This is a genomic window from Pseudomonas sp. FA117 (assembly GCF_057370475.1).
Window position 1 is genome coordinate 1859751 of record NZ_CM170675.1, and the last position, 15460, is coordinate 1875210.

A 15460-nucleotide genomic window follows, 5' to 3' on the forward strand; every position below is an offset into this window, starting at 1 on the left:
GTCAGGCGACGGCGACGACGTCGAGGATGCGCTGGACCACGCGATCCTGGTCGATGCCCGCTGCCTCGGCTTCGAACGACAGGATGACGCGGTGGCGCAGCACGTCGAACAGCACGGCCTGGATGTCCTCGGGGCTGACGAAGTCGCGCCCGGCCAGCCAGGCATGCGCGCGTGCGCAGCGGTCCAGGGCGATGGAGCCGCGCGGACTGGCGCCGTAGGCGATCCAGTCGGCCAGTTCGCTGTCGAACTTGGCCGGGGTGCGGGTGGCCATCACCAGTTGCACCAGGTATTCCTCCACCGCATCGGCCATGTACAGGCCGAGGATTTCCTTGCGTGCGGCGAAGATCGCCTGCTGGCTGACCTGGCGCTCCGGCTTGACCTCGCCGCCCAGCGCCTCGCCGCGTGCCTGCTGCAGGATCCGGCGTTCGACGGCGGCGTCGGGGAAGCCGATCTTCACGTGCATCAGGAAGCGGTCGAGCTGCGCTTCGGGCAATGGGTAGGTGCCTTCCTGCTCGATCGGGTTCTGCGTGGCCATGACCAGGAACAGCGGCGACAGCTCGTAGGTGCTGCGGCCCACGCTGACCTGTCGCTCGGCCATGGCCTCGAGCAGCGCCGACTGCACCTTGGCCGGGGCCCGGTTGATTTCGTCGGCGAGCACCAGATTGTGGAAGATCGGCCCTTGCTGGAACACGAAGCTGCCGGTTTCCGGGCGATAGATCTCGGTGCCGGTGATGTCGGCCGGGAGCAGGTCCGGGGTGAACTGGATGCGGTGGAACTGCGCCTCGATGCCCTCGGCCAGTTCCTTGATGGCCTTGGTCTTGGCCAGGCCAGGTGCGCCCTCGACCAGCATGTGGCCGTCGGCGAGCAGGACGATCAGCAGGCGCTCGACCAGCTTCTCCTGGCCAAGGATCTGGGAGGAGAGAAAGGTGCGCAGCGCGATCAGCGCTTCACGGTGTTCCATCGTCGGCGGTTCCTGGAAATGGGCCGGGCGCTTGGGGGAGGGCAGTTGCCGGGCAGGGGGTGATACTTTAATCCATCCAGGGGGGTGGCGACCAATGGGCGCCGGAAAAATCCTCCGCGCGCAGGATTCGGGCCCGCGTACGGGCCCGGCGGGTCCTCAGAGGAACACGAACTTGGCGATGAAGATCACGCACAGCACCCACAGGCTGGCGGAAATCTCCTTGTACTTGCCGGTACCGGCCTTGAGCACCACGTAGCTGATGAAGCCCAGGGCGATGCCGTCGGCCACCGAGAAGGTCAACGGCATCATGATCGCGGTGACGATCGCCGGAATGCTGTCGGTGGCCTCGTCCCAGTTGATGTGCGCCATGCTGCCCATCATCAGCATCGCCACATAGATCAGCGCACCGGCGGTGGCATAGGCGGGGATCATCCCGGCCAGCGGGGCGAAGAACATTGCCGCGACGAACAGCAGCCCGACCACCACGGCGGTCAGCCCGGTGCGCCCGCCCGCGGCGACACCTGCGGCACTTTCCACGTAGCTGGTCACCGGCGGTACGCCGACTGCGGCGCCGAACACGCTGGAGGCGCTGTCGGCCTTCAGGGCGCGCGACAGGTTCTCGATGCGCCCGTCAGGTGCCACCAGGTTGGCGCGCTGGGCCACGCCCATCAGGGTGCCTGCGGTGTCGAACATGTGCACGAAGAGGAACGCCAGCACCACGCTGATCATGCTGACGTTGAACACCCCGGCCACATCCATGGCCATCCAGGTCGGCGCCAGGCTCGGCGGCAGCGAGAACACCCCGCCGTACTGCACCAGGCCCAGGCCCCAGCCGGCCAGGGTCACGGCGATGATGCTGATGAGAATGGCGCCGAACACCCGGTGGTAGCTCAGCACCGCGATCATCAGGAAGCACACCGCCGCCAGCAGCGGGCCGGGCTCGTGCAGCGAGCCGAGCCTGATCAGCGTTGCCGGGCTGTCGACGATGATGCCTGCAGTCTTCAGGCCGATCAGCCCGAGGAACAGGCCGACCCCGGCCCCCATGGCATGGCGCAGGCTTACCGGAATGCTGTTGAGCAGCCATTCGCGCACCCGCGACAGGGTCAGGAACATGAACAGCACACCCGAGACGAATACCGCGCCCAGTGCCGCCTGCCAGGTGTAGCCCATGGTGCCGACCACGGTGTAGGTGAAAAAGGCGTTGAGGCCCATGCCGGGTGCCAGGCCCACCGGCCAGTTGGCGTACAGGCCCATCAGCAGGCAACCCAGGGCGGCGGCGATGCAGGTGGCGACGAAGGCGGCGCCGTGATCGATGCCGGCGTCGGCCATGATGTTGGGGTTGACGAAGATGATGTAGGCCATGGTGATGAAGGTCGTCACCCCGGCGATCAGTTCGGTCCGGACGGTCGTGCCGTGGTGCCTGAGTTTGAAGATCCGCTCCAGCCAGCCCGGTCGGGGCGGGGCAGCGAGATCCAGCGTTGGGGCTTCGGATTTGCGGCTTTCCACAGCGAGTACTCCTCAAGTCTTTCTTGTTGTTCTGGAGCCTGGGTCCTGCGCATGCACTTGGTGGCTCCGCGAGGGAAGGGCGACGTCCGACCTTTTGTTGACTTTTGGGTCAGGAAGTTGCTCGGTGGATTATGCTTTTGTGTACAAAGAAAGCAAATAATGTTTTATCTTTCGTGCGCACAATGTGCGTCCGCACAGCTATATGGGAAATGGCCACCTGCAGAAACGGCTCAGCCTGTGTACAATACGGCGATACCTTGATCCCTTTTTTCACCCCAGGACTTGCCAGCCACCCTCTGACAGGTATTACAGTCGAGGTTCCACTGGCCGATCCCTTGTGCTCGAGTGCCCATGAACGAACAGCTGCAACCTCTGAAGAAACCTGCGCGCACTGCCAAGGCCGGCCGCAGCGGTACCCAGGACGACATCGTCTATGCGCACATTTTCGAGGCCATCCTCGAACAGCGCCTGGCGCCGGGCACCAAGTTGAGCGAGGAAGCGCTGGGCGAGATCTTTGGCGTCAGCCGCACCATCATTCGCCGTGCGCTGTCGCGCCTGGCCCATGAAAGCGTGGTGCTGCTGCGGCCCAACCGCGGTGCGGTGGTGGCCAGCCCCACGGTGGAGGAGGCGCGCCAGGTGTTCTTCTCGCGGCGCATGGTCGAGCGCGCCATCACCGAGCTGGCAGTGCAGCACGCCACCGGCGAGCAACTGAACGAATTGCGCCAGATGGTTCGCGAGGAGCGCGACAGCTTCTCGCGCGGGGATCGCGGTGCCGGCATCCGCCTCTCCGGCGAATTCCATCTCAAGCTGGCCGAGGCCGCTGGCAATGCGCCGCTGGTCAGTTTCCAGCGCAGCCTGGTGTCGCAAACCTCGCTGATCATTGCCCAGTACGAAAGCGGCAATCGTTCGCACTGCTCCTACGACGAGCACATGCAACTGATCGACGCCATCGAGGCGCGCGATGCCGAGCAGGCGGTGAGCCTGATGATGCATCACATGGATCACATCGACAGCAAGCTCAACCTCGACGAAGACAGCGCCTCGGACGATCTGCATGCGGTGTTCTCGCACCTGCTGAAAAAGCCCAAGGCTGCCGCCAAGGGTTGATCGTTTGCCTGAATGAATGACCGAGGGCTGCTGTGCAGCCCATCGCGGGACCAGCCCGCTCCTACAGAAAAACCTGTGTGAGCGGGCTGGTCCCGCGATGGGCCGCGCAGCGGCCCTTCGTGCATCAGCGCTGGTGCACGCGACGGCCCGCCGCGAAGGTCTCGCGCACGGTCCGGTCATCGCCCAGGGTGGTCAGCACGAACAAGGTTTCCTCGATGCTGTTGGACTGCTGGATGCGGTAGTCCAGCAGCGGCGTGGCCTTGTAGTCGAGTACCACGAAGTCGGCGTCGTTGCCGGCGCGCAGGCTGCCGATGCGGTCGTCCAGGCGCAGCGCGCGTGCGCCGCCGAGGGTCGCCAGGTACAGCGACTTGTATGGGTGCAGGCGCGCGCCCTGCAGCTGCATCACCTTGTACGCCTCGTTCAGCGTGTTGAGCAGCGAGAAACTGGTACCGGCGCCCACGTCGGTGCCCAGCCCGACATTGACCTTGAAACGCTCGGCCTGCGGCAGGTTGAACAGGCCGCTGCCCAGGAACAGGTTGGAGGTCGGGCAGAACGCCACGGCCGAACCGGTTTCGGCCAGGCGCCGGCATTCTTCGTCGCACAGGTGCACGCCATGGGCGAACACCGAGCGCTCGCCCAGCAGCTCGAAGTGGTCGTAGACGTCCAGGTAGCCCTTGCGTTCGGGGAACAGCTCCTTGACCCAGTCGATCTCCTTGAGGTTCTCCGACAGGTGGGTGTGCAGGTACACGCCCGGGTGCTCCTTGAGCAGCTGTCCGGCCATGGCCAGTTGCTCGGGCGTGCTGGTCGGGGCGAAGCGCGGAGTCACCGCATAGTGCAGGCGGCCCTTGCCGTGCCAGCGCTGGATCAGCGCCTTGCTCTGGCTGTAGCTCGATTCGGCGGTATCGGTCAGGTAGTCGGGGGCGTTGCGGTCCATCATCACCTTGCCGGCGATCAGGCGCAGGTCCAGGCGCTCGGCCTCTTCGAACAGCGCGTTGACCGACTCGGGGTGCACGCTGCCGAACACCAGCGCAGTGGTGGTGCCGTTGCGCAGCAGTTCCTGCAGGAAGATCTTCGCCACCTTGTCGGCATGGGCCTTGTCGGCGAACTGCTTTTCGCAGGGGAAGGTGTAGGTGTTGAGCCAGTCCAGCAACTGCTCGCCGTAGGAACCGATCATGCCGGTCTGCGGGAAGTGGATATGGGTGTCGATGAAGCCCGGGGTGATCAGAGCGTCCTGGTAGTGCACCACCTCGATACCGGCGTCCAGGGTCGGCAGCAGATCGGCGGCGTGCCCGAGGGCGCTGATGCGGCCTTCGTCGACCACCAGCAGGCCGTCTTCGTAGTATTCGTGGGAGGCCTCCAGGCCGACCTCGGCAGGGTCGGCGACGCTGTGCAGGATGGCGGCTCGGTAGGCTTTGCGGGTTGCGGTCATAAAGCGCTCGTCAGATGGCTTGGCTGCGCCGGGAGGGCGGCAGCAACTGGGCAATGGGGCCTGCGTTGGCGGCAGCGTCGTGCTGGCCGAAGCAGGCGTTGTAGGTGGCGATGATTTCGCCGGCGATGGACACTGCGATCTCGATGGGCAGCTTGCCTTTGACCTCGGGCAGGCCCATGGGGCAGCGCATGCGCGCCAGCACGGCATCGTCGTGGCCGCGCTCGCGCAGGCGGTGTTCGAACTTGACCCGCTTGGTCTTCGAGCCGATCAGGCCGAACCAGGTGAAGTCGTTGCGCTTGAGGATGGCCGCGCTCAGTTCCAGGTCGAGCTGGTGGTTGTGGGTCATGACGATGCAGTAGCTGCCCGTTGGCAGTTCAGCCACTTCGTCGACCGGTTCCTCGCTGACCACCTTGGTCACCCCTTGGGGGATGAACGCCGGGAATTCCTGCTCGCGCGAGTCGATCCAGCGCACCCGGCAGGGCAGTGCGGCGAGCAAGGGTACCAGAGCCCGGCCGACATGGCCCGCGCCGAACACGGCGATCTGCGCCTGCACCGGCGCCATCGGTTCGAACAACAGCACCGTGACGCCGCCACAGCACTGGCCCAGGCTCGCACCGAGGCTGAAGCGTTCCAGATGCGGTGTGCTGCGCTGCTCGGCAAGCATCTGCCGGGCGATGTCCAGCGCCTTGAACTCCAGGTGCCCGCCACCGATGGTGTCGAACAGGCTGCTGGCGCTGACCACCATCTTCGAGCCGGCGTTGCGCGGCGTCGAGCCGCGCTCCTCGATGATGGTCACCAGGATGCAGGGTTCGCCGCGGGACTGGTGGTCGGCGAGGGCGTTGATCCATTGGTGCATAATGTAGCCTCTCTAAACCACGCTGAAGACCTTGTGGGAGCGGGCTTGCCCGCGAAGAGGGCGGTAAGGCCCCCTTCGTATTCGCGGGCAAGCCCGCTCCCACGGAATTCCTCGCTGTCAGTGGGTAACGGTTTCCAGTTCTTGTTCGCACGACTGCTGTTGCACCACCGCCTTGCGCATCTGCTCGCACCCCCACAGCACCCGCTCGGGGGTGGCCGGTGCGTCGATGTGCGGTTGCACGCGATAGTCGGCGAGGCTCGCCACCGCATCCTTGATCGCACACCAGGCGGCGATGCCGAGCATGAACGGCGGCTCGCCCACGGCCTTGGAATGGAACACCGTGTCCTCGGGGTTCTTGCGGTTTTCCACCAGTTTCACCCGCAGGTCCAGGGGCATGTCGGCCACCGCCGGGATCTTGTAGCTGGCCGGGCCGTTGGTCATCAGCTTGCCCTTGGCGTTCCACACCAGTTCCTCGGTGGTCAGCCAGCCCATGCCCTGGATGAAGCCGCCCTCGACCTGGCCGATGTCGATCGCCGGGTTCAGCGAGTCGCCCACGTCGTGGAGGATGTCGGCGCGCAGCATCTTGTACTCGCCGGTCAGGGTGTCGACGATCACTTCGACGCAGGCGGCGCCGAAGGCGAAGTAGTAGAACGGTCGGCCGCGCGCCTGGCTGCGGTCGTAGAAGATCTTCGGCGTGCGGTAGAAGCCGGTGCTCGACAGCGACACCTGGGCGAAGTAGGCCTGCTGCACCAGTTGCTCGAAGCTCAGCAACTGGTCGCGCACGCGCACATGGCCGTTGCGGAACTCGACGTCTTCCTCGGTCACCTGGTAGTGCCGGGCAGCAAACTCGGTGAGGCGTTTCTTGAGGATATCGGCGGCGTTCTGCGCGGCCTTGCCGTTCAGGTCGGCACCGCTGGAGGCTGCGGTCGGCGAGGTGTTGGGCACCTTGTCGGTGTTGGTGGCGGTGATCTGGATGCGCTCGAAGTCGACCTGGAACACCTGTGCCACTACCTGGGCGACCTTGGTGTTCAGGCCCTGGCCCATCTCGGTGCCGCCGTGGTTGAGGTGGATGCTGCCGTCGGTGTAGATGTGGATCAGGGCCCCGGCCTGGTTGAGGAAGGTGGCCGTGAACGAGATGCCGAACTTCACCGGGGTCAGGGCCAGGCCCTTCTTCAGGACCGGGCTGTGTTCGTTGAAGTGGCGGATCGACTTGCGCCGCTCGGCGTAGTCGCTGCTGGCCTCCAGGTCGGCGGTCATTTCCTCGAGCAGGTTGTGCTCGACGGTCTGGTAGTAGTGGGTGACGTTGCGCTCGGTCTTGCCGTAGTAGTTGGCCTTGCGCACTGCCAGGGGGTCGAGCGCCAGGTGGCGGGCGATGTGGTCCATCACCTGCTCGATGGCGACCATCCCCTGCGGCCCGCCGAAGCCACGGTAGGCGGTGTTCGAGGCGGTGTTGGTCTTGCAGCGGTGGCCGTTCACCGTGGCATCGCCCAGGTAGTAGGCGTTGTCGGAGTGGAACATGGCGCGGTCGACGATCGAGCCGGACAGGTCAGGCGAGTAGCCGCAGTTGCCGGCCAGGTCGAATTCGATGCCGTGCAGGCGGCCGCTGTCGTCGAAGCCTACGTCGTACTCGACATAGAACGGGTGGCGTTTGCCGGTCATGGTCATGTCCTCGACCCGTGGCAGGCGCATCTTGGTCGGCTGGCCGGTCAGGCGCGCGATCACCGCGCACAGGCACGCGGGGCTGGCGGCCTGGGTTTCCTTGCCGCCGAAACCGCCGCCCATGCGGCGCATGTCCAGCACCACCTTGTTCATCGGCACGTCGAGCACTTCGGCGACCAGCTTCTGCACCTCGGTCGGGTTCTGCGTCGAGCAGTAGACGATCATGCCGCCGTCTTCGGTGGGCATCACCGAAGAAATCTGGGTTTCCAGGTAGAAGTGCTCCTGGCCGCCGATGTGCAGGGTGCCCTGCAGGCGATGCGGGGCGCTGGCCAGGGCCTTGGCCGAGTCGCCGCGCTGGTGGGTGTGGCTGTCGAGCACGAAATGCTTCTTGCGCAAGGCATCGACCACATCCAGCACCGGTTCCAGGTCCTCGTACTCGACGATCGCCGCCATGGCGGCGCGGCGTGCGGTGTCCAGGTCACGGGCAGCCACGGCAAGTACCGGCTGGCCGAAGAACTCGACCTTGTCGATGGCCAGCAGCGGATCGCCGGCGACCACCGGGCCGATATCCTTGAGTCCGGGGATGTCTTCGTGGGTGATGGCGATACGCACCCCTTCGAACTGGTAGCAGGGCGTGGTATCGATGCGCAGGATGCGCGCGTGCGCGCGGTCTGCGGTGCGCGCATAGACGTGCAGCTGGTTGGGAAACTCCAGGCGGTCGTCGATGTACACGGCCTCGCCCGACACATGCTTGTCGGCGCTGTCGTGCTTGACGCTGCGCCCGACTCCGGTAGTCAGGTCCTGGCTGAACAGTTCGGCCATTTCGGCCTGGCTCTTGACGGCGTGATGGTCAGACATAAGCGGTCACCCGGGTCTCGATGTACGGCGATTGCTGTTCGATGAAGTACTTGCGCAGCAGGTTCTGTGCGGTCAGCAGGCGGTATTCCTTGCTGGCGCGAAAATCCGTCAGCGGGCTGAAGTCTTCGGCCAGTGCCTGGCAGGCACGCTCGATGCTCGCCTGGTTCCAGGGCTTGCCGAGCAGCGCCGCCTCGCAGGCACGGGCACGCTTGGGGATCGCCGCCATGCCGCCGAAGGCGATGCGTACGCCGCCGACCACGCCGTTCTCGATGTTCAGGTTGAACGCTGCGCACACTGCGGAAATATCGTCGTCCAGGCGCTTGGACACCTTGTAGGCGCGGAACCGCCAGTCGTTGCTGGCGCGCGGCACCAGGATCTTCTCGATGAACTCGCTGTCCTGGCGGGCAGTGATGCGGTAGTCGATGAAATAGTCCTCCAGCGCCAGGGTGCGCTGGCGCTCGCCCTGGCGCAGGACGATCTGTGCGTTCAGGGCAATCAGCAAGGGCGGCGAGTCGCCAATCGGCGAGGCGTTGCCGATGTTGCCGCCCAGGGTGCCCTGGTTGCGGATCTGCAGCGAGGCGAAGCGGTGCAGCAGGGCGCCGAAGTCGGGGTACTCCGCGTTCAGTGCGCCGTAGCAGTCGGTAAGCGCGGTGGCGGCGCCGATTTCCAGGTGGCTGGCGGTCACGTCGATGCGCTTGAGCTCGGCGACGTGGCCGACGTAGATCATCACCGGCAGGGTCTTGTGGAACTGGGTGACTTCCAGGGCCAGGTCGGTGCCGCCAGCGAGCAGGCGCGCCTCGGGGTGCGAGCTGTACAGGTCGGCCAGGTCGGCCACGGTCAAGGGCACCAGGCAGCGCTTGTCGCCACTGTTGAGCTCGCCGGTCTGGCGCGGGGCGATGGCTTCGAGGCGGGCGATGGTCTGCGCCTGCTGGGCGTCGAACTGATCCTGGCAGGGGCGGCTGCAGCTCTGTTCGGCGGCGTCGAGGATCGGCCGGTAGCCGGTGCAGCGGCACAGGTTGCCGGCCAGGGCTTCCTGGGCCTGGTGCAGGTCGGCACCGTTGCTGTTCTTCTGCAGGGCGAACAGCGACATGACGAAGCCGGGGGTGCAGAAACCGCACTGCGAGCCATGGCAGTCGGCCATGGCCTTCTGCACGCTGTGCAGCTCGCCCTGGTGCTTGAGGCCCTCGACGCTGATCAGTTGCTTGCCATGCAGTGCGGACACGAAGGTCAGGCATGAATTGAGGCTGCGGTAGCGCAGGCCCTGCCGGCCCTGGTCGTCCCGGGTCAGTTCGCCCACGACCACGGTGCAGGCGCCGCAGTCGCCGCTGGCGCAGCCTTCCTTGGTGCCGGGTTTGCCCAGGTGCTCGCGCAGGTACTGCAGCACCGTCATGTTCGGGTCCAGGGCGTGCTCGCTGCGCAGCTCCTGGTTGACGAGAAACTGGATCACGGGGAAGGCCTCGTAATGGTTTTATTGTTGTTGGGCGGACTCTAAGCAAGGGCTGACCCTGAGGTCAATATTTTTCTGACCCAAAGGTCAAGATTTTATCCATGCGTGGTTCCGGCCACCCAACCCTGCCTCTTTGCAAGCATAGATCGCGCCGGGCCCGGCGCCTGACCCGCAGGTCGCACAAAGCCGCGTGTGTCGCTGCGCGCAAGCCCAGCGAGTGCGCTACAATCGCGCCTTTGTGCACTGTTATCGATTCCGAAGGAAAATCATGACGTTCAAGGCGCCGGACAGCCTCTCCGAGCAAATTGCCCACTACCTGGCCGAGCGGATCATCCGCGGCGAGCTCGCACCTGGCGAGCGCATCCAGGAGCAGAAGGTCACCCAGGCCCTGAATGTCAGCCGCGGCTCGGTGCGCGAGGCGCTGCTGATCCTCGAACGCCGTCACCTGGTGGCGATCCTGCCGCGTCGTGGCGCCCACGTCACCGAACTGGACGAACACAGCGTGCGCAGCCTGTGCGCGCTGATGGGCGAGCTGTACATCCTGCTGGGCAACGCCGTGGCCCAGCAGTGGCGCAGCGAGACCGACCTGCTGGCGTTCCTGGAGATCCAGCAGCGCCTGCACCAGGCGCGCAACGATGGCGACATCAAGGCCTTCGTCGCCGAAAGTTTCGCGGTGATGCGCGCCGCCTATCCCTTCGCCGCCAACCCCTACCTGCAGGAAACCGTGGAGAACCTGCAACCGGCGATGAGTCGCGCCTACTACCTGGCCCTGGACCAGCGCCAGGCCAGCATGGACGACTACGTCGAACTGTTCGCCCGTCTGCTCGAGGCCGTGCTGCTGCGTGACCTGCCGCGCATCCGCGAGGTGCTGGTCGCCTACTGCCAGCGCAGCTGCGAGCTGGTGCTGGCCGCGCTGGTGCGGGCCTGACCGATGCGCCTGAAGTGCATCCGCCTGGCCGGGTTCAAGTCGTTCGTCGACCCCACCACGGTCAATTTCCCCAGCAATATGGCGGCGGTGGTCGGGCCCAACGGCTGCGGCAAATCCAACATCATCGATGCGGTGCGCTGGGTGATGGGCGAGAGCTCGGCGAAGAACCTGCGCGGCGAGTCGATGACCGACGTCATCTTCAACGGCTCCTCCGGGCGCAAGCCGGTGAGCCAGGCGAGCATCGAGCTGGTGTTCGACAACAGCGACAACACGCTGGTCGGTGAGTACGCGGCCTACGCCGAGATTTCCATCCGCCGCAAGGTCACCCGCGACGCGCAGAACACCTATTACCTGAACGGCACCAAGTGCCGTCGGCGCGACATCACCGACATCTTCCTCGGCACCGGCCTTGGCCCGCGCAGCTACTCGATCATCGAGCAGGGCATGATCTCCAAGCTGATCGAAGCCAAGCCCGAGGAACTGCGCAACTTCATCGAGGAAGCGGCCGGCATCTCCAAGTACAAGGAGCGCCGCCGCGAGACCGAGAACCGCATCCGCCGCGCCCAGGAGAACCTGGCGCGCCTGACCGACCTGCGCGAAGAACTCGAGCGCCAGCTCGAACGCCTGCATCGCCAGGCCCAGGCCGCCGAGAAGTACCGCGAATACAAGGCCCAGGAACGCCAGCTCAAGGCGCGCCTGGCGGCCCTGCGCTGGCGTGCGCTGGACGAGCGCGTGCGCCAGCGCGAAAGCATCATCGGCGACCAGGAGGTGGCCTTCGAGGCGCTGGTGGCCGAACAGCGCAATGCCGATGCCAGCATCGAGCGCCTGCGCGACGGGCACCATGAGCTGTCAGAGCGCTTCAACCTGGTGCAGGGGCGCTTCTATTCGGTGGCCGGCGACATCGCCCGGGTCGAGCAGAGCATCCAGCATGGTCAGCAGCGTCTGCGCCAGTTGCAGGACGACCTCAGGGAAGCCGAGCGCACCCGCCTGGAAACCGAATCGCACCTGGGGCACGACCGCACCTTGCTGGCGACTCTGGGCGAAGAGTTGGCCATGCTTGAGCCCGAGCAGGAGATGACCCTGGCCGCTGCCGAGGAGTCCGCCGCGACCCTGGAAGAAGCGGAGCAGGGCATGCACGGCTGGCAGGCCCAGTGGGACGACTTCAACACCCGCTCGGCCGAGCCGCGGCGTCAGGCCGAGGTCCAGCAGGCCCGCCTGCAGCAGCTGGAGGGCAGCCTGGAGCGCCTGGCCGAGCGTCAGCGCAAGCTCGCAGAAGAGAGCCAGCAACTGGGCGCCGACCCGCAGGATGCCGCCATGCTCGAGTTGTCCGAGCAGGTGGCCGGCAGCGAGCTGCTGCTCGAAGAGCTGCAGGTGCAGGAGCAGCAGGTGGTCGAGCGTCTGGAGGCATTGCGCGAGCAACTGCAGCAGGCGACCCAGGCACAGCAGCAACAGCACGGTGAGCTGCAGCGCCTGGGCGGTCGCCTGGCGTCGCTGGAGGCGCTGCAGCAGGCAGCACTGGAGCCGGGCGCCGGCGCGGCTGAATGGCTGCAGGGCCAGGGGCTGGACAACCGTCCGCGGCTGGCCGAAGGGCTGCGTGTCGAGTCGGGTTGGGAGCTGGCGGTGGAAACCGTGCTCGGCGCCGATCTGCAAGCGGTGCTGGTCGATGACTTCGCCGCGCTCGATCTTTCCGCGCTGGAGCAGGGGGACCTGCGCCTGTTGCTGGCCAGCGGCGAGGGCGCACGCCTGCCGGGCAGCCTGCTCGACAAGGTCGAGGGACGTACCGACCTGGCGCCCTGGCTGGGGCGGGTCAAGCCGGTCGACTCCCTGGAGCAGGCCCTGGCGCTGCGCGCCGGTCTCGACGATGGCCACAGCCTGGTCAGCCGTGATGGCTACTGGGTGGGGCGGCATTTCCTGCGGGTCAGTCGCGGTGGGGAGGCGCAGGGCGGCGTGCTTGCGCGTGGCCAGGAAATCGAACGTCTCGGTCACGAGCAACTGGAGCAGCAAGCGTTGCTCGAACAGCTCGAGCAGCAACTGCAGGCCCTGCGCGAGCAACAACTCGACCAGGAACAACAGCGCGAGCAACTGCGCCGCCGCAGCCAGGACGAAAACCGCCAGCTCGGCGAACTGAAGGCCGGGTTGTCTGCCGGGCGTGCGCGCGCCGAGCAACTGGAGCTGCGCCGTCGTCGCCTGCAGGAAGAACTTGCCGAGCTTCAGGAACAGCGTGCCCTGGAGCACGAACAGCTGGGCGAAGCGCGCCTGGTGCTGCAGGACGCCCTGGACCTGATGGCCCAGGACACCGAGCAGCGCGAGCAGTTGATGGCCCGTCGCGACACCCTGCGCGAAGGCCTCGACCGTATCCGCCAGGAGGCTCGCCAGCACAAGGATCACGCCCACCAGCTGGCCGTGCGCCTCGGTTCGTTGCGCGCCCAGCACGACTCCACCCGCCAGGCCCTGGAGCGCCTGGAGCAGCAGGCCGCGCGCCTGAGCGAGCGTCAGGAGCAACTGAGCCTCAACCTTGAAGAGGGTGAGGCGCCGCTCGAAGAGCTGCGCCTCAAGCTCGAGGAACTGCTCGAGCGACGCATGAGCGTCGACGAGGAAATGCGCCAGGCCCGCCTGCACATGGACGAGGCCGACCGCGAGCTGCGCGATGTCGAGAAGCGCCGCAGCCAGGCCGAGCAGCAGGCGCAGTTGCTGCGGGGGCAGCTGGAGCAGTCGCGCCTGGAGTCCCAGGGCCTGGATGTGCGCCGCAAGACCTTGCAGGAACAGCTGCTCGCCGATGGCTACGATCTGCAGGGCGTGCTCGCCACCCTCGAGCCCGAGGCCAGCGAGCAGGGCACCGAGCAGGAGCTGGAGCAGACCGAGGCGCGCATCCAGCGCCTGGGGGCGATCAACCTGGCAGCGATCGAGGAATACGAGCAGCAGTCCGAGCGCAAGCGTTATCTGGATGCGCAGAACGCCGACCTGGTCGAGGCGCTGGACACGCTGGAGAACGTCATCCGCAAGATCGACAAGGAAACCCGTAACCGTTTCAAGGATACCTTTGATCAGATAAATGCCGGATTGCAGGCACTTTTCCCAAAAGTTTTCGGTGGTGGCAGCGCTTATCTGGAACTGACGGGCGAAGATCTACTCGATACAGGGGTGACGATCATGGCGCGTCCGCCGGGCAAGAAGAACAGCACCATCCATCTGCTGTCCGGCGGCGAGAAGGCACTGACCGCATTGGCGCTGGTGTTTGCCATCTTCAAGTTGAACCCGGCACCGTTCTGCATGCTCGATGAAGTCGATGCGCCGCTGGACGATGCCAACGTCGGACGTTACGCCCGACTGGTGAAGGAAATGAGCGAGACCGTGCAGTTCATCTACATTACGCATAACAAGATTGCCATGGAAATGGCCGATCAATTGATGGGGGTCACCATGCATGAGCCCGGTTGTTCACGTCTTGTTGCAGTTGATGTGGAGGAGGCGATGGCCATGGTAGACGCCTGATGCGCGAAGATTGGGCATTATCTGTAGGCAAATGCGCCTTGCACGTGCGACAGACGGTGTAAAGTTGCCTTTGGTCGTGCTAGCTTAATGTCACTCGTTTTTTGCGTGGGTAAAACGCCTGTCAGAACATAGAGTTGGCGCCACGTGTTAAAGGGCTTTGAAGCCTTTGTTTTCAAGCATATTTTTATAGAGGCACGGGATTACATGGAAATCGGTCTGCGCGAGTGGCTGATCGTCATCGGCATCATTGTCATCGCCGGTATTCTTTTCGACGGCTGGCGCCGCATGCGCGGCGGCAAGGGCAAGTTGAAATTCCGTCTGGATCGCAGCTATTCCAACCTTCCGGACGACGAAGGCAGCGCCGAGGTGCTCGGCCCTGCGCGCGTCATGGAAACGCACAAGGAGCCCGAGCTCGACGAGTCCGACCTGCCGTCGATGAGCGCGCCGGCCCGTGAGCGCGAGCCAAAGCCGGCCAAGGCGCCCAAGCGTGGCAAGCGTGCTGCTGCCGCCGAGTCGCAGCAGGGCGACCTGAATCTGGTTGCCGAACCGCGAGAGCCGGACCTGTTCGCCGACAGCGATGACGACTTCAGCGCCGACAACAACCGCAACAGCGGTTTCGCCACCAGCAACAACGCCGCCAAGGAGTTGCCCCCGGTCGAAGAGGTGCTGGTGATCAGCGTCATCTCCCGTGACGAAGGTGGGTTCAAGGGCCCTGCGTTGCTGCAGAACATTCTGGAAAGCGGCCTGCGTTTCGGCGAAATGGACATCTTCCACCGCCACGAGAGCATGGCCGGTCACGGCGAGGTGCTGTTCTCCATGGCCAACGCGGTCAAGCCGGGCATCTTCGACCTGGATGACATCGACCATTTCAGCACCCGTGCGGTCAGCTTCTTCCTTGGCCTGCCCGGCCCGCGTCATCCCAAGCAGGCCTTCGACGTCATGGTTGCCGCCGCACGCAAGCTGGCCCACGAACTCAACGGCGAGCTCAAGGACGATCAGCGCAGCGTGCTGACCGCCCAGACCATCGAGCACTATCGCCAGCGCATCGTCGAGTTTGAGCGCCGCGCGCTGACCCAGAAGCGCTGATAGATCCAGACTCAAGAGCAGCCCTTGGGGATTGCCGGTCGGTTCGGGAGTTGTTGCCTGTGCCGGCCCTTCGCGGGCCAACCCGCTCCTGCAGGCGCCCCCTGTACAGGAGCGGGTTGGTCCGCGAAGGG

10 protein-coding genes are annotated in these 15460 nt (G+C 65.4%); 4 read left to right on the forward strand and 6 right to left on the reverse strand.

Annotated features, from left to right (window positions below):
• Nucleotide 1 precedes the first annotated feature (1 nt).
• Nucleotides 2-961, reverse strand: a complete 960-nt coding sequence (locus AC1TXO_RS08775) for an AAA family ATPase (RefSeq protein ID WP_054893623.1) — start codon at nt 959-961, stop codon at nt 2-4.
• Between the two features lie 156 nt (nt 962-1117).
• Nucleotides 1118-2467, reverse strand: a complete 1350-nt coding sequence (locus tag AC1TXO_RS08780) for an NCS2 family permease (protein ID WP_486405941.1) — start codon at nt 2465-2467, stop codon at nt 1118-1120.
• A gap of 351 nt (nt 2468-2818) precedes the next feature.
• Between AC1TXO_RS08780 and AC1TXO_RS08785 the strand changes: the two genes are divergently transcribed.
• Complete coding sequence (locus AC1TXO_RS08785; RefSeq protein WP_054893625.1) at nt 2819-3574, forward strand: GntR family transcriptional regulator; 756 nt, start codon at nt 2819-2821, stop codon at nt 3572-3574.
• 124 nt (nt 3575-3698) lie between these two features.
• Here the strand turns inward: AC1TXO_RS08785 and guaD are convergent, their stop codons facing one another.
• From guaD to xdhA, 4 genes are all read right to left on the reverse strand, one after another.
• Nucleotides 3699-5003, reverse strand: a complete 1305-nt coding sequence (gene guaD / locus AC1TXO_RS08790; RefSeq protein WP_486405942.1) for a guanine deaminase — start codon at nt 5001-5003, stop codon at nt 3699-3701.
• 10 nt (nt 5004-5013) lie between these two features.
• Complete coding sequence (xdhC, locus tag AC1TXO_RS08795; RefSeq protein WP_486405943.1) at nt 5014-5859, reverse strand: xanthine dehydrogenase accessory protein XdhC; 846 nt, start codon at nt 5857-5859, stop codon at nt 5014-5016.
• 117 nt (nt 5860-5976) lie between these two features.
• Nucleotides 5977-8376 carry a xanthine dehydrogenase molybdopterin binding subunit gene (gene xdhB / locus AC1TXO_RS08800; RefSeq protein ID WP_486405944.1) on the reverse strand — a complete coding sequence of 800 codons (2400 nt, stop codon included), beginning with the start codon at nt 8374-8376 and terminating at the stop codon, nt 5977-5979.
• Nucleotides 8369-9823, reverse strand: a complete 1455-nt coding sequence (gene xdhA / locus AC1TXO_RS08805; protein ID WP_486405945.1) for a xanthine dehydrogenase small subunit — start codon at nt 9821-9823, stop codon at nt 8369-8371. The genes xdhB and xdhA overlap by 8 nt, the downstream gene beginning before the upstream one ends.
• Before the next feature lie 268 nt (nt 9824-10091).
• On the opposite strand from xdhA, the gene AC1TXO_RS08810 reads away from it, so the two are divergent.
• The 3 genes from AC1TXO_RS08810 (at nt 10092) to zipA (ending at nt 15329) form a co-directional block, all read left to right on the forward strand.
• Complete coding sequence (locus AC1TXO_RS08810) at nt 10092-10751, forward strand: GntR family transcriptional regulator (protein WP_486405946.1); 660 nt, start codon at nt 10092-10094, stop codon at nt 10749-10751.
• Nucleotides 10752-10754: 3 nt separating this feature from the next.
• Complete coding sequence (smc, locus tag AC1TXO_RS08815) at nt 10755-14243, forward strand: chromosome segregation protein SMC (protein WP_486405947.1); 3489 nt, start codon at nt 10755-10757, stop codon at nt 14241-14243.
• Between the two features lie 204 nt (nt 14244-14447).
• Complete coding sequence (zipA, locus tag AC1TXO_RS08820) at nt 14448-15329, forward strand: cell division protein ZipA (protein WP_486405948.1); 882 nt, start codon at nt 14448-14450, stop codon at nt 15327-15329.
• Nucleotides 15330-15460: the final 131 nt, after the last annotated feature.

Coding starts and splice junctions, on each gene's coding strand:
- AC1TXO_RS08775 (WP_054893623.1), bottom strand. CDS start 961: ATGGAACACCGTGAAGCGCTGATCGCGCTGCGCACCTTTCTCTCCTCC.
- AC1TXO_RS08785 (WP_054893625.1), top strand. CDS start 2,819: ATGAACGAACAGCTGCAACCTCTGAAGAAACCTGCGCGCACTGCCAAG.
- guaD (WP_486405942.1), bottom strand. CDS start 5,003: ATGACCGCAACCCGCAAAGCCTACCGAGCCGCCATCCTGCACAGCGTC.
- xdhC (WP_486405943.1), bottom strand. CDS start 5,859: ATGCACCAATGGATCAACGCCCTCGCCGACCACCAGTCCCGCGGCGAA.
- xdhB (WP_486405944.1), bottom strand. CDS start 8,376: ATGTCTGACCATCACGCCGTCAAGAGCCAGGCCGAAATGGCCGAACTG.
- AC1TXO_RS08810 (WP_486405946.1), top strand. CDS start 10,092: ATGACGTTCAAGGCGCCGGACAGCCTCTCCGAGCAAATTGCCCACTAC.
- smc (WP_486405947.1), top strand. CDS start 10,755: ATGCGCCTGAAGTGCATCCGCCTGGCCGGGTTCAAGTCGTTCGTCGAC.
- zipA (WP_486405948.1), top strand. CDS start 14,448: ATGGAAATCGGTCTGCGCGAGTGGCTGATCGTCATCGGCATCATTGTC.